The following is an 18,360-nucleotide window of genomic DNA, read 5'->3' as shown; positions in this document are numbered from 1 at the left end:
GGCGAAGTCAACTGGAACGAACTCTTCACCACCCTGCGCCAACTCAACTTCAACGGCATCGCCACCATCTGCGTCTTCGCCTGGGAAGAACGCGCCATCGAATCCAGCACCTACATGCTCGAACGAGTCACCAAGGAACTCACGGTGTGAGCGGTTCGCCAACGGCCTTGGACAGCGCTGCGCACAGGCGGTCCACATCGGACTCGGTGGTTCGCCAGTTGCTGAACGCGACCCGGAAGCCGGGGGTGCCGTCGTACACGGTCGGGGTGACGACGGCCTCCCCGCTGTCGGCGACCGCCTGGACGAAGGCGGCCACTCGTTCCTGCGTGGGGTTGTCGGCGAGGGTGCAGCAGACGATGTTGAGGCGGACCGGCGCCAACAGCCGCAGCCGTGGTTCGCTCGCAACCCACGCGCCGAGCCGGCCGGCCAGGTCGATCGTGCGTTCGACGATCTCCCGGTGTCCTTCCCGGCCGTAGGCGACCAGCGAGAACCACGCGGCCAGGGCACGCAGCCGGCGTGAGTTCTCCGGGGTGAGGTGCTGGTAGGCGGGCTCGCCGGTCGGTGGTGGAAGGTACGATGCGATGTTCTTGAACACCGCGACCTGCAGGTCCCGCCGGCGGGTGAACTGCACGGCGGCGTCGTACGGGACGTTCAGCCACTTGTGCAGGTCCACGCACACCGAGTCCGCCTCCCCGAGGCCGTCCACCAGCGCTCGGTGCCGGGGCGACAGCGCGGCGAAGGCCCCGAAGGCGCCGTCCACGTGCAGCCAGAACGGGAACCGTTCCTTGAGTGCCGCGATCGCGCGCAGGTCGTCGAAGTCCACGGAGTTCACGGTGCCGGCGTTGGCGACGACGATCGCGGGCCGGCCGTCCAGCGCCTCGAGCGCGTCGGCCAGGCGGGCGACGTCCACGGCCTCGCGGCCGGGCAGCGCGGCCACGAGGCTCAGCTGGTCCCGGCCGATGCCCAACATGGACAGTGCCTTGTAGACACTGGAGTGCGGCGCGGCCGAGAGCACCGGGACCCGGCCGAGCGCGCCGACACCGGCGTCGGTGACGCGGATGCCGGCCTGTTCGCCGAGCCACTCCCTGGCCACGGCGAGACCGACGAAGTTGGACACGGTCGCGCCGGTCACGAACGCGCCGTGGTGATCGGCGCCGAGCCCCATCATGTCCGCGAGCCAGCCGACCGTCTCGCGTTCCAGGTTCACCGCCGCGGAGTCCTCGCCGGAGGACACGTTCTGGTCGTACGCGCTGGTCAGCCAGTCCCCCGCCACCGAGGCCGGGGTGGCGCCGCCGGTCACGAACCCGAAGTAGCGGGGACCGGCGCTGCCGGAGAACCATGGCGCCCAACGCTCCTCGAACCGCGCCAGCGCACCGGCCGTGCCGACGCCGTCCACGGGCGCCGGCGACGCCGAAGCTTCCGGTGGTCGGGCGGCGACCGGCCGGGCGTCCAGGCCGGTCAGAGCCCGTTCGGCCGCCGCGCGGGTGGCCTCCAACAGGGCGGGCAGATCGGTCAGGTCAGCGGCGAGCGTGGGATGCATGACCAGCACGTTAGGCCGTTGCCAGGTCGTCCGTCCTGGTCCACTTGTGTGAAACTGGACCAATGGAGTCGGCTCGCACGTTCACCTCGGCGCTCGGCGACTGGCGGGAGGACCACAAGTCCCTCACCACCTCGCTGGCTGACGCGGTGCGGGAGGCGGTGTTGGACGGCCGGATCTCGGTCGGCAGCCCGTTGCCCGCCGAACGCACGCTCGCCGCGGCTCTCGGGGTCAGCCGGGGCACCGTGGTCGCGGGCCTGGCGGAACTGCGGGACGACGGCTGGCTGCGCACCCGGCACGGCAGTCGCAGCGTGGTCCGGTTGCCGCCACGGCTCACCGAACGCACCGCGCCGTGGTCGGTTGACCGCGGCCAGGTCGCCGGCGCCACGCGAATCGACCTGACCGCGGCGGTCACCGCGGCGCCGCACGGGGCGTACCTGGCCGCGCTGGAGCGGGCCACCGGCCGCTGCGCCACGCTGCTGGTGGACTCGGGCACCTCCACGGCGGGGCTGCCGTCGCTGCGGGAAGCGGTCGCGGACCGCTACACCCGCGCAGGCCTGCCGACCCGGCCGGACCAGATCCTGATCACCTCGGGCGCGATGGCCGCTCTGCACCTGCTGGTCGACCAGCTGCACGACCGGCGCCGGCCCGTGCTGGTCGAGCAGCCCACCTTCCCTGGCGCGCTGGCGGTGCTGCGTGGTCGCCGCGCCCGGATGATCACCTCGCCGGTCACCGCCGACGGCTGGGACCTGGACCGGTTCGCGGAGACCGTGCGCACGGACCGTCCCGGGCTGGCGTACGTGATGCCGGACTTCCACAACCCGACCGGCGCGATGATGTCTGCCGCGGCACGAAGCCGGCTCGCCGCCCTCGACCTCCCCGTCGTGGCCGACGAGACCATGCGCGACCTGGACCTACGCTTGTCCCCGTCGCCCGAACGCCACCTCACCGGACCGAACGTGATCAACATCGGCTCCACCAGCAAGGTGTTCTGGAGCGGTCTGCGCGTTGGCTGGATCCGTGCCAGCGCGGCCCGGATCCGTGAGCTGCTGCTGAACCCGCTCCAGCCACCGCTTTCCCCGCCGCCGCTGGAACAGCTCATCGCCGACGAGCTGCTGCGGGACATCTCCTCGGTCCTCGCCGAACGCACCGCCCAGCTACGCGCGCAACGCGACCACCTCGTGGCCCTGCTGGCCGGCGGCGACTGGACGTACACGACCCCACCGGGTGGTCTGGCCGTGTGGCTGCGCCTGCATCACACCACCGCCGCGGCGTCCACCCGCCGAGCCACCCGAGCCGGTCTGATGCTCAGCCCTGGCCCGACCTTCGCCGCCGACCGCACCCTCACCCACTACCTACGAATCCCGTTCACCGCGACGACGGACGTCCTCGACCACGCGGGGCGCATCCTGCGGGAGTCAGCTGGAGCGCCGGAAGCGATGCGCTGACGTACGCACGGCGTGACCAAGAGGACTTTCAGCATGGGCCTGGTTTACTCTGCCGCACCGGTCTCGATGAACAGAAGGTTCCGTGTGAACGTGAACAGCCGTTGGCAGCCGTGGTCGCTGCGCGAGTTGGTCGCCAGTCGGATGGGTCCCGCGCAGGCGTTGGAGCGGTCCAGGGCCCGGATCGCCGAGACCGACGGGGAACTGTGTGCCTGGGTCGTGCAGGACCCGGATCCCCAGCCGTCCTCGGGGCCGCTCGGCGGTGTGCCGATCGGGGTGAAGGACATCATCGACCTGGCTGGTCTGCCGACGAAGTGCGGCACACCGCTGCGCGCGGACGCCGAGCCGGCCGAGGTGGACGCCGCGATCGTCACGGCCTGGCGCCAGGCCGGAGCGATGCCGGTGGGTAAGACGGCCACCACCGAGTTCGCCTACTTCTCCCCCGGCCCGACCCGCAACCCCGCGGCACCCGGCCACACCCCGGGCGGGTCGTCGAGCGGGTCCGCCGCGGCGGTCGCCGCCGGGCACGTGCCGCTCGCGCTCGGCACGCAGACCGCGGGTTCGGTGACCCGGCCGGCCTCGTTCTGCGGTGTCGCGTCGCTCGTGCTGACCCACAGCCGGTTCACTATGGACGGTGTCTCGGCGTTGAGCCCGAGCTTCGACAGCCACGGCGTGTACGCCGCGGGCGTCTCGGACCTCGCGCTGGCGTGGTCGGCACTGGTGAGCGAACCGGACCCGGCGCTGACGGCCGAACGGCCACCTCGGCTGCTGCTGTGGCAAGGAGACGCCGGCCCTGAGATGCGGGCCGCGCTGGCCGCCGCACGGGATCGGCTCGTCTCCGCTGGTGCGGTGGTCGACGACTTCCTCGACGAGAAGGTGATCGCCGAGCTGACGGCGGCGCATCCGGTCGTCATGGCCTACGAGGCGGCCCGCACACGCGCCGCCGAGCTGGCCGTCGCGTCGGTGCTCAGCGAACACCTGGCCCAGCTGCTGCGTACGGGCGCGTCGACCCCGGAACACGAGCACGAGCTCGCCCGCCGGACCATGACCGAGGCGGGCAAGCGGGTCGCCGAGGTGATGGCGCCGTACGACGCCGTCCTGGCTCCGGCCGCGCTGGGACCGGCGCCCGCGGGGCTGGCCTCCACCGGTGATCCCGTCCTCAGCCGGCCATGGCAGGCACTCGGTCTGCCGGCGGTGACCGTGCCAGGCGCCCGCAGCCCAGCCGGCCTGCCGCTCGGCCTGCAACTCGTGGGGCGGGCGTGGAGTGAGGCCAACCTGCTCGCCGTCGGCTGCTGGGTCGAAACCGTCCTGCGCCCCACCGGGTAGGGTGTCCGCGCACTCGTCACACCTGGGGGTACCCGTGCCGTCACCCGATGAGGACACGTTCGTCATCCCGACCTCCTGGCGCAGGTTGGTGCATCCACGCCGGGACGGCGTGCCGGGGCCGGCGCTCAAGGTCGACCGCGCGGTGGCCCGGGGCCTGATCGCCGACGTGCGTGAGCGCGTGGACGACTTCCTGGCCGGGCTCACGAAGGAGCTCGACGCCGGCGTCGAGGCGCTGGCCTACGTGGAATCCGGTGGCACCGAGGGAACTCCGCGCGGTGCGGCGGTGATCGCGACCGCGGTGGCCCGGTACGCGACCGAGGGCGACGGGTGGCGGCGCGCCGGCCAGCTCGCGTCCTTTGTGGACACGTGGGTGGTCGACCGCGGCCTGGACTTCGCGGTGCGGGCCGTCGTCGAGTACGAGCGGACGAGCATCGGCTGGCGGGGCAATCCGAGACAGCCCAACTACTACCTCACGCCCGTCGAGCCCGGGGCGAAAGGGGAACGGCGGGTGAAGGTAGACCCGATCGTCGCCCGTATGCGCGCACACCTCGCCGCCGCCGGCGAGAAAGACCATGTGGCAGCGATCGACGCGCTCGCCGAGCACCAGCCAGAGGACCCACTGCTCGCCGCGTTCCTCGTCCCGGAACGGGCCGACTGGGTGGCCGCGGCGCCGGGTGGCTCGGCGATGTGGCTGTGCGCGGTGGGCTCCGTCGACGCCCGCCTCCCGGGAATCCCGATGTATGTGGTGGGTCGGCAGCCGGCCACGCTGCTCACCCTGGTCGCCGCCACCGGTCCGGCGATCGCGCCGACGCTCGCCCACTGGTTCGACCTCGACTACGTGCTGGCGGACGACCAGAAGCGCCTGCTCGCCGCGTTGGCCGCGCTGCCGACCGACGAGGCGTTCGAGATCCTCGTGCGACGGCTGGACCGTAAGTACGTGCGGCAGGCGGTCATCGAGGCCACGAAGCGGTTCCCGGTCCGGGCGGCCCGCCTGCTCGCCGAGGCCGCCGGTGCGGAGTCGCCGATCAGGTCCCTTGCCGAGGAGGTCCTGCGTACCCATTTCGCCGCGCACCCGGAGTTGGTCGGACCGGACCTCCCCGCTCCGGCGCTGACCACGCCGGCCGCGACGGACGACGACACGCTGCCCCCGTTGCTGGCCAACCCGCCGTGGACCCGTGGTAGGACCACGGCCAAGCCGGTCGTCATCGATCTCGTGTCCGATGAGGACGTCACGGTGAGCTGGCAAGCGGGCGAGCAGAAGGCGTGGGCCGCCACCCGCGGTTGGGTGCCGTCCGCGTTCGACCGGAGGAGCTGGGACGAGCTTTTCAACGAGTTTCTCACCGGCTCGCTCCCGGACTACCTCGAACCGGGACTGTTCGGCGCGGGACCGGAGGAGTGGGTGCGGCAGCTTCTCCCGAACTGGCGGCCGGACACGCTGTGGCGGGTCGGCGAGTGGCTGAAGTCCATTGTGGCGCGATACGAGCTGGACGCGTTGCCGCTCACGTTGTACGCCGCCGACCTCAACCCGGCGCAGCACACGACCGAGCTGGGGCCGTACGCCAGCGCCGAGGTCGCCGAGCTGATGATGCGGCTGTTCCGGCTCAAGTCGGCGCGCAGGGGGGCACTCGCCTGGCTCGACCGGCATCCCCGCGCGGCGGCGCGATACCTGATCCCCGCCGCCTTGTCCAAGCCGGGCAAGGAAAGACAGACCGCCGAGGCGATGCTCCGGCTGGTCCCGGCGGACGACGTCCGGGCCGCGGCGGCTGCCTACGGCGACCAGGTCGAGACCGCGATGACGGCGATGCTCGCTACCGACCCGCTGGACGTGTTGCCGGCCCGGATCCCGAAGGTGCCCGACTGGGCCGAACCCGCCGTGCTGCCCACGATCGTCCTGCGCGACGGTGGTCCGCTGCCTGCCACCGCGGTCCGGCACGTACTCACGATGCTCGCGATGTCCAGGCCGGGAGAGGTGTACGCCGGGGTCGAGGAGGTCAAGCGGCTCTGCGAACCCGGCTCGCTCGCCGAGTTCGCGTGGGGACTCTTCCAGTGCTGGCAGAAGGCGGGCATGCCGGCCAAGGACAGCTGGGCGCTCGACGCGCTCGGCTGGTTCGGCGACGACGAGACGGTCCGCCGGTTCTCCCCGGTGATCCGTGCCTGGCCCGGCGAGGGCGCGCACGCGAGGGCGGTCAACGGGCTCGACGTCCTGGCCACGATCGGCACGGACGTCGCGCTGATGCACTTGTACGGGATCGCCCAGAAGGTGAAGTTCAAGGGGCTCAAGGCAAAGGCGCAGGAGAAGATCGCGGAGGTTGCGGCCGAGCTGGAGCTGTCCCCCGATCAGCTCGGCGACCGGCTCGTCCCCGATCTCGGGCTCGACGCCGGCGGGAGCCTGACCCTCGACTACGGGCGGCGGCGGTTCGTCGTCGGGTTCGACGAGGCGCTCCGGCCGTACGTCGCCGACGAGGACGGCACGCGTCGCAAGAGCCTGCCCAAGCCGGCCGCGAGCGACGACCAGGACCTGGCGCCCGCCGCGTATGCCCGGTTCACGGCGTTGAAGAAGGACGCTCGCACGATCGCCGCCGACCAGGTGCGCCGGTTCGAGCAGGCCATGGTGTCCGGCCGGCGCTGGACGGTCGCGGAGTTCGCCGAGCTGTTCGTCGCGCACCCGCTGCTCTGGCACATCGTGCGCCGCCTGGTGTGGGCCGACTTCGCCGGTGGTGTTACCGCGTTCCGGGTCGCCGAGGACCGCACCTACGCCGACGTCCACGACGACACGCTGGTGCTGCCCGAGTCGGCCAGCGTCGGCATCGCCCACCCGCTGCACCTCGCCGGCACGCTGCCGGCGTGGACGGAGCTGTTCGCCGACTACGAGATCCTGCAGCCGTTCCCCCAGCTCGGCCGGGCCGTGCACGCACTGACCGCCGACGAGGAGACCGCGACCCGGCTCGACCGGTTCGAGCAGGTGACCGTCCCGACGGTCAAGGTCCTCGGGCTCACCAGACGCGGCTGGCAGCGCGCCACCCCGCAGGATGCCGGCGTCGAGCCGTGGATCATGCGCCCGCTGCCCGGCGGCCGCGCCGTCGTGCTCAACCTCGACCCCGGTGTCGCCGTCGGCGCCGTGGACGAGTTCCCGGAGCAGCGGATCGATGCCGTCTGGCTGAGCGGCACGGGTGACGGGGACTGGTCGCCGCAGCCCGGTCCGCGGTTCGGCGAGCTGGACGCGGTGACCGCCTCGGAGGTGCTTGGCGACCTGATCGAGCTGACCGCCGTCACGTAGCGCCGACGATACGCAGCGCCATCTCGCCGTACTGCCAGGTGACGATGTCCTCGGTGAGCTCGCCGTCCGCGCGGAACCAGACCGCGACGCCCATGCCGAGGTCGAGGATCGCGTAGGACGCCAGGCGGGCGGACATCACGTGGAAGCGCCCCGCGGTGATGCCCGCGTGCACCAGGTCGCGGAAGCACTTCTCGTACTCGGCACGCAGGGACAGCACCCGGCGCCGGTTCGACGGCACGAGGCTGCGGATCTCCCGGTTGCCGACGAACGCCTCCAGTCGGTGCCCGGCGTGGTAACGCACGTGTGCCTCGGTCGCCCGACGCAACCGCTCGGCCGGATCGTCGGTCGTCGCGACGGCCTCCCTGTGGAGGGCGAGCAGCTCCCGCATGGTCCCGGTCATGACTGCCGCCAACAGGTCCTGTTTGGACGCGACGTGCTTGTACAGGCTGGGCCCGCGAATGCCGACGGCCGCACCGATGTCGGCCATCGTCGTCGCCTCGTACCCGAGACGGGCGAACAGACCGAGAGCAGCGACACGGATCTCTTCGGCACGACTTGGCATATAGTCAGGCTAATGACCATTAGCCCGTGGAGGTACCGTGGCCGTCGATCTCGCGCCCGACCCGGTGGTCGCCGACCTGACCAAACGCACCGCGGCGTTCGTCCGTGACGTGGTGGTGCCGGTCGAGGAACGCCACGGCGGCGTGGTGCCCAACGACGACGTGCGCGTCGAACTGCAGCGGGCCGCGAAACAAGCGGGAGTCTTCGCCCCACACGTGAGCAGGGAGCTGGGCGGGCACGGGCTGGACATGTGCGGTCGGGCGGCGGTGTTCGAGGAGGCCGGCTACTCGCTCCTGGGCCCGCTGGCGCTGAACATCGCCGCCCCGGACGAGGGCAACGCGCACCTGTTGGAGGCGATCGCGACACCCGAGCAGCGGAGGGGCTACCTGGCCCCACTGGCAAGCGGCGAGATCCGTTCCTGCTTCGCGATGACGGAGCCGGCCCCCGGCGCGGGCTCGGACCCGAGCGCACTGTCCACTCGCGCCACCCGGGTCCAGGGTGGTTGGCGAATCGACGGCCGCAAGTGGTTCATCACGGGCGCGGAAGGGGCGGCGTTCGCGATCTGCATGGCCAGGACGTCCGGCGAACCAGGCAGCCCGGGCGGCGCGACCATGTTCCTGATCGATGCGGACAACCCGGGCATGAAGATCGTCCGGCACATAGACACTTTGGACGAAAGCCTCTACGGCGGCCACGTGGAACTGCTCTTCGAGGAATGCGTGGTGCCGGACGAGGCGGTACTGGGTTCAGTCGACGAGGGCTTCCGGTACGCACAGGTCCGACTCGGTCCGGCGCGGATGACACACTGCATGCGCTGGCTGGGCATCGCCCGCCGCGCGGCGGGCATCGCGGTGGACCGGGCGGTAACCCGCCAGGCGTTCGGCTCCCGCCTGGCCGAACTGGGCATGATCCAACAGATGATCGCCGACAACGAGATCGACATCGCCGCGTCCCGCGCGCTGATCCTGCGCGCGTGCTGGGAACTGGACCAGGGCAACTCGGCCAACCAGTCCACCGCGATCGCGAAGACCTTCTGCGCCGAGGCGATCTGGCGAGTAGTCGACCGCTCACTCCAGATCTGCGGCTCGTTGGGCATCTCCGGCGATATACTCCTCAGCCGCTACCTCCGCGAGGTCCGCCCGTTCCGCATCTACGACGGCCCGTCCGAAACCCACCGCTGGGCCATCGCCCGCCGCACAGTTCGCCACCACGAGCAGCCCCGATCTGGTGACGGATTACGTTCCGCGGCTCACTGAGAAACCGGCAGGCCGGGAGGCCGCCCGCTGCGAACGGCGAGGGCACGCGGGTGGCGGTTTCGGGACGTGGCAGGCGTCCTGAAAGACGCGATGGGGACGTTCAACGACATGAGCGCGTCTTTCAGGACATTGCTTGTGGCGTGAACCGCCATTCGTGCGCGGCCACCACGACGTGAGCGTGTGGTGAAGCACGCCTTCCTCGCGCGGCTGCCGACCGACGTCGCCACCGCCCCGTGACGTCAGGCGGTTTCGGAGCGCTTCGCGCCCTTTAACCGCGCAGCGAGTCCACCGGGCCGCCCTCCGAGCCATCAAGACCATCGGTGGATCTGGGTTCAACGACATGAGCGCGTCTTTCGGGACATCGCCCGCTCCGCCACCACGAACGGCTCCGCTGAACACGGCTGGTGCCGGGCGCGCGAAGCGCCCGGCACCAGCCGTGTCACCAATCAGATCAGTCGCGGGCCGGTGGGGTGAAGAAGTCGCCCACCGAGGTCCACTTGCCGCCCTTCACGGTTACCCGTTGGAGGTCGGTCGCGCCGAGGTGGTTCTGGGCGCTGAACGTGAGCGGGGGCATGATCCCGGTCTCGACGTTCTTCGCGTTCTCGTAGGCCTTGATGATGGAGTCCGAGGTGATGTCGCCGTCGATCGTCTTGACGATCTCGGCGAAGGCCTTGGCGTAGGCGAAGCCGATCAGTGTGGAGAAGTCCACCGGCGCGTCCGGGGCGTACTTCGCCATGGCGTCGCGGTATTCCTTCATCTCCGGGCTGTCGTCGGTGGGCAGCTTGAACCACGACACCGCGTGGTAGCCCTCGGCCGCGTCACCGCCGAGGGTGAGCGTCGCGGTCTGCGCGTCCGGGGCGTAGCCGTAGGCCGGCGCCGAGAAGCCCTGCAGCTTGGCCTCCTTCAGGTAGGCCGCCGCCTCCGGTGCGGTCAGGATGGTGATCACGGCGTCGGGCTGCTTCTCCTTCACCTGGCTGACGATCGGCGCGTAGTCGGTCGTCTGGAACTTCACCGACAGCAGGTCGACGGAGACGCTGGAGTCCGCCTTCTTGGCGACCGGCGCCACCTGGTTGGCGACGTTGACGAACGCGGCCGGGTCGCTGTGGATGACCAGGATCTTCTTGGCGCCGTCCTCGACGGCCCACTTGGCGATCGCCGCCGCCTGGTCCTCGTACAGCGTCTGCACGCCGAACAGCCCGTTGCGTGGCGGGTTGTACCAGTTCTCGGCGCCGCCGTAGGTGTTCAGGATCGGCACCTTCGACTGCTCGAGCACGAACGGGAACGTCGCCTCGGTCTGTGCGGTGCCGTTGGAGTTTACGATCGCCACCACGCGGTCCTGACCGATCAGCTCACGGGCGGCCTGCACGGTCTGCTGCGTGTCGTAGGCGTTGTCCTTGGTGATCCACTCGACCTTGTGGCCGTTGATGCCGCCCTTGTCGTTGATCATCTTGAAATAGACGTCGCCGCCCACTTTCTGCGGCTCCCCCGAGGCGGCGACCGGGCCGGAAAGCGGCATCCAGCCCCCGATCTTGATCGTGTCCGACGATGAGCCGCCACTCGCACCCGAACCGCACGCGGAGAGGGTGAGCACGAGGGCTGCCAGCAGGACGAGGATGCGCGGGCTGTTGTGCCGCATGGCGGTCTCCCTTGACCTGAGCTGAAGTCAGTTCAATATAGAGAGGCGTCCATCACGGACGCAAGAATCGAGTTCAGTTCAGTTTGAGGGAGTTTGCCATGGGTCGGCTGTCCGGTCGTGTCGCGCTCGTCACGGGAGGTCTCGGGGGCATCGGGTCCGCGACCGCGCACCTGTTCGCGCGGGAGGACGCGACGGTCGTGGTCACCGATCTCGCTGCTCACGGTCCCGTGCCACCCAGTGCCACGTACCGGACGCTCGACGTCACCGACGACGCCGGTTGGCAGGCGCTCGCGGAGAACCTACGTGCGGAACACGGACGGCTCGACGTGCTCGTGCACACCGCCGGCATCGCGATGTCCCGTCCGCTGCTGGACACCAGCCCGGAGGAGTTCCGCCGGGTGCAGGAGACCAACACGACCGCCACGTTCCTCGCCATCCGCGCGGTCGCGCCGATCATGCCACCGGGTGGCTCCATCGTCACGCTGTCCTCGGTGAACGGCGTGCTGGGCGCGACAGGGCTGGCCGCGTACGGCGCGAGCAAGTTCGCGGTCCGTGGCCTGACGAAGGTGGCCGCGCTGGAGCTCGCGGAGGCGGGCATCCGGGTGAACACGATCTGCCCTGGCAGCATCGCGACCGAGATCACCGCGTCGTCCGACTTCGCGGACACCGACTGGGCGGCGTACACGAGGACGATCCCGCTCGGCAGGCGCGGCACGCCGGCCGAGGTCGCCGACGTGGCCCTGTACCTGGCCTCCGACGCCAGCGCCTACGTGACGGGCACGGAGATCGTGGTGGACGGCGGGGTCAGTGCGGGACGGCGGTTTCCCCGGCGGTGACGGCGTGCCGTTGCCGTGCCACCTCGCGGGCGCCCTTGCGGTCCAGCTTGCCCACCTTGGTCTGCGGCAGATCGTCCACAGTGAACACGTACTCCGGCCACTTGGTCTTGGACAGCCCGTGTTCACCCAGGAAGCCGGTCACCGACGCGAGGTCGAGCGCCGCGCCGTCGCGGGTCACGGCCAGCAGCGCGACCCGTTCCCCGAGCACCTCGTCGGGGACGGGCACCACACACGCCTGCTCGACGCGGGGATGGCCAGCGACCGCCCGTTCGATCTCGGTGATGTCGATGTTCCGGCCGCCCCGGATGATGACGTCCTTCTCCCGCCCCATGATCGTGACAGTGCCGTCGTCGTGGGTCACGAGCAGGTCGCCGGTCGGGAAGAACCCGTCGGCGGTCAGTGCGGCGGGCTCGACCTTGCCGTCCCGCGCGTAGCCGAGGAACAGCGACGGCCCGCGAACCTGGGCGTGCCCGGTCTCCCCAGGCCCCAGTGCGGCGCCGGAACCCGACACCGCACGCAGGTGGGTGCCGGTGAAGGGCCGGCCGTCGCGGCCGAGCCGGATCTCCTCGGGGTCGTCGGGGCTCGGCGAGGTGTGCCCGAGACACTCGGACATGCCGAACACGCGCAGGATCTTCGTGCCGAGCGACTGTTCCGCCCTGGCCAGCGCGGCCCGGTCCATCGGCCCGCCGCCGACGGTGATCGAGCGGACGCCCGTGAGCGCCCGCGACCCGGCCGCGGCGGCGCCCATCTGCAGCGCCATCGTCGGCACGCACATGGTCCACCGGACGTCGGTCTCCGCCATGCGTGCCACCGCGCGCGCCGGGTCCCACCGGTCCATCAACACGAGCGGGCCGCCCAGCATCAGCGACAGATAGACGCCGAAGCAGAACGCCGCGGTCGACGACAGCGGGACGATGGCCGCGACCGGGTCACCCGGCGCGAGCCCGTTGACCTCGATGGTCCGCTGGCAGGCGTAACGCAGCGCTTCCTCCGTCTGCACAACGCCTTTCGCGCGACCGGTTGAGCCGGAGGTGAGCCCGACGAACCGCCCGCCGTCCCATCGGGACGTATCGCGCGGACCGTCACCGGACATCGCCACCCATCCGTCGAGGACCGGGATCCGCTCGCCGGCCACCGCCCAGTCGTCCGCTGTGGACGGTGCGGCGATCATGACGTCCGGCTGGAGGTCCTCGTACGCCGCGGCGAACTCGGCCCGGGTGGTGTGCTGGTTGACGACGGCGAGCACCCCGTCACCGAGCCCGGCCGCGAGCGCGGCGACGACCGTGCGCCAGGAGTTGTCCGCCTGCACCAGAACCGTGCCAGTGGTCAGTCCGGCGAGGCGCTCGGCCTCCTCGACCAGCCGCCGCACGGAGTACTCCCCGGAGTCGTCGACGACCGCGAGGTAGTCGGGCCGTCCGGCGACCACCCACGCGACATCACGCACGAAACATCTCCCGCTCGCCGCCCACCACCGCGATCCGCTTGCCGCGCATGTCCCCGACCTGCGCGACCGCGTCGGCCCATTCCTTGCTGTCCAAGGCTTTGCGGAGGTCGTCCTCGGTGTCGAAGCTGAGCACCGACACCCCGTCCCAGCCCTCGGAGCGCGGCTCGAGCGCGGACTCGACGTCGGTGTGCCGCCAGGCCCGCAGCCCGGGCAGGCGGACGGTCAGCTCGGCGTGCGGGCCGCGCCACCACTCGATGAACTGCTCGTGGGTCCAGTCAGGTGGCCGGGAGGCCAGCAGCACCAGGTTGTACATCAACACCTCCGAACAGGACGGCGGGCGAGCGCCCGATGATCAGGCGGGCCAGCCGTCCGTTCCCGTCGAGTTGGCCGGCCGCGACGAACGTGGCCTCTGGCACGCCGGCCCGCCGCACCTCGCCGAGGAACAGTTCCTGGCGGCCGGTGGAGCTGGCGGCGAGCTGGTGGTGGGTGCGGGTGCCCTTCTCCCGCTGTGTCAGGTAACCGACGAGCGCCGGCCGGCCGCCCGCGAAGTCGGTCGCGCTGTCCCCTCCGGTCGAGAACAGGATCGAGAAGGAGAAGTCGTCGCTGATCAGGTCGAGGATCCGGGACGGCTCGTCCGAGTCAAGGATCTCGAACCAGGCGGTGAGGAACGGCGCGGTCATGAGCGCGGCGCCCAGTCGACCAGCTGGAACGAGGTGGTGAAGTACGACTGGTAGCGGGCGATCCGGCCGGCCGGCGAGATCACCGCGGCGGACAGGAACGCGCCGACCGGGCGTCCGGACTCGGTGACCACGCCGTACACGGTCTCGGTGTCGCCGTCCACGGAGGAGCGCAGCAGGTGGTGCTCCCTGGCGACGGCGTTGCGGCCCGCGATGTACTTGGCGAAGTCCTCTCTGGACTCGCCGACGGCCTCGCCGGAGGGCAGCGCGATCAGGAACCGGAAGTCGGGCTCCAGCAGGTCGAGTACGGTCGTCGGATCCGCACTGTCCATGCCAGACATGTAGGCGTGCAACTTCATCGTCAGCCTCACAACCTGAGTTCAGTTCAGTTTGACACTAGCCTCTGGGTGCGGGCCGAAGCAATAGCCCACTACTCGGCGACCATCCGGACGCAGCAGCCCTCGATCAGGTCGCTGACCTCGGACAACGGTGTCGGTCCGCCGGGCCGGTACCACCGCCAGACGCTCACGATCAGGCCCAGCAGCGCCTGGCCGAGCGTGTGCGGGTCGCGGACCGGGAAGGCGCCCTCGGACATGCCTCGGGTGAGCAGCCGCGTCCAGTCGCGCTCTATCTGGCGCACCAGTTCTCTTGCCGCCTGCCGTTCGGTCTCCTCCTTCGCGGAGGTCCTTGGCACGGCGAGCAGCGACAGGTTGTTCTGCAGGATGCGCATCTGCAGGATCTCGTGCTCGGACACGGCGAACGCGGCCCGCGCCGCGGCCCGCAGCGCCTCGACGGGGTCGCTCTGGCCGGCCGTGGCCTCGGTGAACTGGTCGCGGGAGCGTTGCAGCTCCAACCGCATGATGGTCAGCAGGCAGTGGGTCTTGGTCTCGAAGTAGTGGTAGAGCGCGGTCTGCCCGATCCCGACGCGGCCGGCCACGGCGGACCACTTGGTGCCCTCGAACCCGAACTCGCCGAAGCACTCGACCGCAGCCGTGAGAATGGCGGCGCGTTTGGAGCGTGGCCCCTCGTCGCCCGTCGAGACCCTCGCCGTCGTCATCCCACTCCCCGATCTCCAGAGGTTGTTGCCGGTCCGTTCCAGAGGGTAGTCCCAACCTGAACTCGGTTGGGTAACGCGGGCTCACCGTGCCGTCCAGCCGCCGTCGACGACGAGCACCTGGCCGGTGCAGTACGACGACGCGTCCGAGGCGAGGAAGAGCAGGGCACCGTCCAGTTCGGCGCCATCCCCTCCTCTGCCGAGCATGGTGTTGCGGGCCACCCAGTGACTCGACCGCTCGTCGCCGAACAGCTCCTCGGTCATCTCCGACCGGAACCACCCCGGCGCCAGGGCGTTGACGCGGACACCGGCGGCGCCCCACTGGCCGGCCAGCTCACGGGTGAGCCCGATCAGCCCGGCCTTGGACGCCGCGTAGCTCGCGCCGCCGATCGGGGCGGTGGACACGACGCCGAGGATCGAGGCGACGTTCACGATGCTGGTGGCGCCGGCCTCCTGAGCGAGCTTGGCGAGGTGGAACGGGGCGACCAGGTTGACCGCCAGCACCGCGGCGAAGTCGTCCGCGGTTTCCTTCTCCGCGCTCACCGAGCCGGGGACACCCGCGTTGTTCACGAGCACATCGACGCGGCCGGTCGCCTCGACAGCGGCCGACATCAGTGCCTCCCGGTCCCCGTCGACCGACACGTCACAGGCAGTCGGACGGATGCCCGGTTCCGTGGGGATCCGGTCCACCCGACGGGCGGCCGCGAACACCGTGGCGCCGGCACCCGCGAGCACCTGCGCGAACCGCGCCCCCAACCCGGAGGACGCCCCGGTCACCACGGCGGTCCGCCCCTCGAGACTGAACGTGCTCACTGACCGGCCCCCTCGGTTGTCCACAGCCCCCACCGGACGCGGCCAACAGTGTCGGTGCCCCGTGAGACCATGGAACCGGGGGCCGGAGGCCGCCCCACGCGCGCGCCCGGAACCTCTGTCGATGTCCTGAAAGACGCGCTGATGACGTTGACCCCGGATCCACTGATGATCATGCTGCCCGAGGCTCCGGCGGGCAAAGCCCGCTTCGCGGGCGGTGTCCGTGCGATCGGCGTGTTTGTGCCACCAGCGCTGTCCCGAAAGACGCTTTCGAGTCGTTGAACATCATCAGCGCGTCTTTCGAGACATCGGCAATGCCCCGAACGCGTCTTTCGGGACCCAGCGGGCCGGGCGCTGCGCGCCCGACGCCCGCGACGTGTCTGACCAGGCCCACAACTCTCTCGCGGGGTGCGACATCCCGACAAGATCATCGGTGGATTGACGTTGAACGACCCGAACGCGTCCTTCGAGACATCGCCCCGTGGCACGCGCAAGGCCCAGTCGGTCAGTGCGGCGGGCGTCATTCGGCCACCGCGATCGGTAGGGCGGTCGCGCCGCCGTCGAGTACGAGGGTCTGTCCGGTCATCCAGGCGGACGCGTCGGTGGCGAGGAACAGGGCCGCGTTGGCGACGTCCTCGACCGTGCCGAGGCGGCGCAGCGGGAGTTGCGCGGTGAGGATGGGTTCGCGTGCCTCCCATACCGCGCGCGCCAGCTCGGTCTTGATCACGCCGGGCGCGATGGCGTTGACGCGCACCTTCGGCCCCAGTTCGTAGGCGAGCTGCCGGGTCATCAGCAGCATCGCGGCCTTGGTGGCGTTGTAGTAGCCGATGCCGGGGTCGACGATCAGCCCGCCGACCGACGCCATGTTGATCACCGCTCCGCCGTGTTCGGACATCCATGCCCGCCACGCGCACCGCGTCCAGGCGAGCATCCCGAACTGGTTGACCCGGACGGTCTTTTCGGCACGCGGCAGGTCGATGTCGAGCAGGTCACCCATGTAGGGGTTGGTGGCGGCGTTGTTCACGAGCACGTCGAGCCGGCCGAACCGGTACATGACCTCGTTGACGCAGTCCTCCGCCTGGTCGGGTTCGCCCGCGTTGGCGACGATGTCGAGCACGTCGCCGCTGCCCTCGGCCGCGAGCAGCTCGGTGCGGGCGGCCGCCAGCCCGTCGGCCTTGCGGGCGGAGATCACGACGTCGGCGCCGGCGGCCCGGAACGCCTTGGCGACGCCGAACCCGATCCCCCGGGACCCGCCGGTGATCAGCGCGACGCGCCCGTCCAACGGTTTCATGGCTTCTCCTGGTACTTGGCCAGCTCGTGGCGGGCGATCGTGCGTAGGTGCACCTCGTCGGGCCCGTCGGCGATCCGCAGCGCGCGGGTGATCGAGAACAACCGGGCCAGCACGGTGTCGTCGCTGACGCCGGCCGCGCCGTGTGCCTGCACCGCGCGGTCGACGACCCGGTGCGCGACGTCCAGTGCGGCGACCTTGATGGCGGCGACCTCGGTGCGTGCGGCCTGGTTGCCGACGGTGTCCATCAGCCACGCCGACTTGAACACCAGCAGCCGCAGCTGTTCGATCTCGACCCGGCTGCGTGCGATCCACTCCCGCACCACGCCCTGCTCCGCGAGCGGCCGACCGAACGCGACGCGGGAGAGCGTCCGCTCGCACATGAGCCGCAGCGCACGCTCGGCGAAGCCGACGGCCCTCATGGCGTAGTGCATGCGGCCGGGGCCCAGCCGTCCCTGGGCGAGCGCGAACCCGTCGCCCTCGCCGCCGAGGAGGTTCTCGCGCGGGACCCGGACGTTGTCGAAGACCACCTCGCCGTGGCCGAGCCGGTCGGTGTAGCCGAACATGGGCAGGTCGCGGACGACGGTGACACCGGGTGTGTCGCGTGGGATCAGCACCATGCTCTGCTGCCGGTAGGTGGGGGCGGCGGGGTCCGTAACGCCCATGAGGATGATCAGCCGGCAGTCGGGGTCGAGGATGCCGGACGCGTACCACTTGCGGCCGTCGACGACATAGGCGTCGCCGTCGCGGGTGATCGTGGTCTTGATGTTGCGGGCGTCGGAGCTGGCCACGTCGGGTTCGGTCATGGCGAAGCAGGAACGGATCTCGGCCTCCAGCAACGGCTTCAGCCACTGTTCCTGCTGTTGCGTCGAGCCGTAGAGGGCGAGCAGCTCCATGTTCCCGGTGTCGGGTGCGGAGCAGTTGAACACCTCGTTGCCGATCATCGACAGCCCCATCAGCTCGGCGAGCGGGGCGTAGTCCAGGTTGGACAGTCCAGCGCCCCAGTCGCCGTGCGCGAGGAAGAGGTTCCACAGTCCTTCGGCGCGGGCCTTCTCCTTCAGCTCCACCATGACGGGCGGCAGGGCGTGCGGATTGGCAGCCTCGGCCAGCTGGCGGGCGTAGACGGGTTCGGCCGGCAGGACGTGCTGGGTCATGAAGGCGCTGACCTGTTCGTGCAGCTGGCTGGCGCGTGGCGAGAACGCGAAGTCCACGG

At 70.6% G+C, this 18,360-nt stretch carries 16 protein-coding genes; 5 read left to right on the top strand and 11 right to left on the bottom strand.

Going from position 1 to position 18,360, the window contains the following annotated elements; translation table 11 throughout:
• Positions 1–139 precede the first annotated feature (139 nt).
• Entirely contained in the window at positions 140–1,540 is a 1,401-nt protein-coding gene (locus tag VF106_RS23825) for a pyridoxal phosphate-dependent decarboxylase family protein (protein ID WP_330842027.1), read from the bottom strand.
• Between the two features lie 62 nt (positions 1,541–1,602).
• Here VF106_RS23825 and VF106_RS23820 point away from each other — a divergent pair, with 62 nt between their 5' ends.
• From VF106_RS23820 to VF106_RS23810, 3 genes are all read left to right on the top strand, one after another.
• On the top strand, positions 1,603–2,985 hold the full coding sequence (locus VF106_RS23820; RefSeq protein WP_330842026.1) for an aminotransferase-like domain-containing protein: 1,383 nt from the start codon (positions 1,603–1,605) through the stop codon (positions 2,983–2,985).
• Between the two features lie 90 nt (positions 2,986–3,075).
• A complete protein-coding gene (locus VF106_RS23815) occupies positions 3,076–4,308 on the top strand; it encodes an amidase family protein (protein WP_330842025.1) in 1,233 nt (410 codons plus the stop codon).
• A 34-nt stretch (positions 4,309–4,342) separates the two neighbouring features.
• The gene (locus tag VF106_RS23810) at positions 4,343–7,585 is read left to right on the top strand and encodes a DUF4132 domain-containing protein (RefSeq protein WP_330842024.1); all 3,243 of its coding nucleotides are present in this window, start codon (positions 4,343–4,345) and stop codon (positions 7,583–7,585) included.
• On the opposite strand, the gene VF106_RS23805 is transcribed toward VF106_RS23810, so the two are convergent.
• Positions 7,578–8,147, bottom strand: coding sequence for a TetR/AcrR family transcriptional regulator (locus VF106_RS23805; RefSeq protein WP_330842023.1), 570 nt, complete (start codon positions 8,145–8,147; stop codon positions 7,578–7,580). The two genes, VF106_RS23810 and VF106_RS23805, sit on opposite strands and share 8 nt — an antisense overlap.
• A 37-nt stretch (positions 8,148–8,184) precedes the next feature.
• On the opposite strand from VF106_RS23805, the gene VF106_RS23800 reads away from it, so the two are divergent.
• Positions 8,185–9,402, top strand: a complete 1,218-nt coding sequence (locus VF106_RS23800) for an acyl-CoA dehydrogenase family protein (RefSeq protein ID WP_330842022.1) — start codon at positions 8,185–8,187, stop codon at positions 9,400–9,402.
• Between the two features lie 451 nt (positions 9,403–9,853).
• Here the strand turns inward: VF106_RS23800 and VF106_RS23795 are convergent, their stop codons facing one another.
• Positions 9,854–11,038, bottom strand: a complete 1,185-nt coding sequence (locus VF106_RS23795; protein ID WP_330842021.1) for an ABC transporter substrate-binding protein — start codon at positions 11,036–11,038, stop codon at positions 9,854–9,856.
• Between the two features lie 98 nt (positions 11,039–11,136).
• Between VF106_RS23795 and VF106_RS23790 the strand changes: the two genes are divergently transcribed.
• Positions 11,137–11,874, top strand: coding sequence for an SDR family NAD(P)-dependent oxidoreductase (locus VF106_RS23790; RefSeq protein ID WP_330842020.1), 738 nt, complete (start codon positions 11,137–11,139; stop codon positions 11,872–11,874).
• On the opposite strand, the gene VF106_RS23785 is transcribed toward VF106_RS23790, so the two are convergent.
• The 8 genes from VF106_RS23785 to VF106_RS23750 form a co-directional block, all read right to left on the bottom strand.
• A complete protein-coding gene (locus VF106_RS23785) occupies positions 11,843–13,318 on the bottom strand; it encodes a class I adenylate-forming enzyme family protein (RefSeq protein WP_330842019.1) in 1,476 nt (491 codons plus the stop codon). The two genes, VF106_RS23790 and VF106_RS23785, sit on opposite strands and share 32 nt — an antisense overlap.
• Positions 13,311–13,631 (bottom strand): EthD family reductase, encoded by a 321-nt coding sequence (locus VF106_RS23780; protein ID WP_330842018.1) that lies wholly within the window; start codon positions 13,629–13,631, stop codon positions 13,311–13,313. The genes VF106_RS23785 and VF106_RS23780 overlap by 8 nt, the downstream gene beginning before the upstream one ends.
• The gene (locus VF106_RS23775) at positions 13,594–13,998 is read right to left on the bottom strand and encodes a nuclear transport factor 2 family protein (protein ID WP_330842017.1); all 405 of its coding nucleotides are present in this window, start codon (positions 13,996–13,998) and stop codon (positions 13,594–13,596) included. Before VF106_RS23775 ends, VF106_RS23780 begins: the two co-directional genes overlap by 38 nt.
• The gene (locus VF106_RS23770) at positions 13,995–14,327 is read right to left on the bottom strand and encodes a nuclear transport factor 2-like protein (protein ID WP_330842016.1); all 333 of its coding nucleotides are present in this window, start codon (positions 14,325–14,327) and stop codon (positions 13,995–13,997) included. Before VF106_RS23770 ends, VF106_RS23775 begins: the two co-directional genes overlap by 4 nt.
• Positions 14,328–14,425: 98 nt before the next feature.
• The gene (locus VF106_RS23765; protein WP_330842015.1) at positions 14,426–15,052 is read right to left on the bottom strand and encodes a TetR/AcrR family transcriptional regulator; all 627 of its coding nucleotides are present in this window, start codon (positions 15,050–15,052) and stop codon (positions 14,426–14,428) included.
• Between the two features lie 81 nt (positions 15,053–15,133).
• On the bottom strand, positions 15,134–15,862 hold the full coding sequence (locus VF106_RS23760) for an SDR family NAD(P)-dependent oxidoreductase (protein WP_330842014.1): 729 nt from the start codon (positions 15,860–15,862) through the stop codon (positions 15,134–15,136).
• A 517-nt stretch (positions 15,863–16,379) separates the two neighbouring features.
• A complete protein-coding gene (locus VF106_RS23755; protein ID WP_330842013.1) occupies positions 16,380–17,150 on the bottom strand; it encodes an SDR family oxidoreductase in 771 nt (256 codons plus the stop codon).
• A complete protein-coding gene (locus VF106_RS23750) occupies positions 17,147–18,358 on the bottom strand; it encodes an acyl-CoA dehydrogenase family protein (RefSeq protein WP_330842012.1) in 1,212 nt (403 codons plus the stop codon). Before VF106_RS23750 ends, VF106_RS23755 begins: the two co-directional genes overlap by 4 nt.
• Positions 18,359–18,360: the final 2 nt, after the last annotated feature.

Origin of the sequence: Actinophytocola sp. (assembly GCF_036378875.1) — a bacterium.
Taxonomy (GTDB): Bacteria; Actinomycetota; Actinomycetes; order Mycobacteriales; family Pseudonocardiaceae; genus Actinophytocola.
The sequence above is the reverse complement of the archived record's forward strand: the minus strand, read 5'-3'. Positions and strand labels throughout refer to the sequence as shown.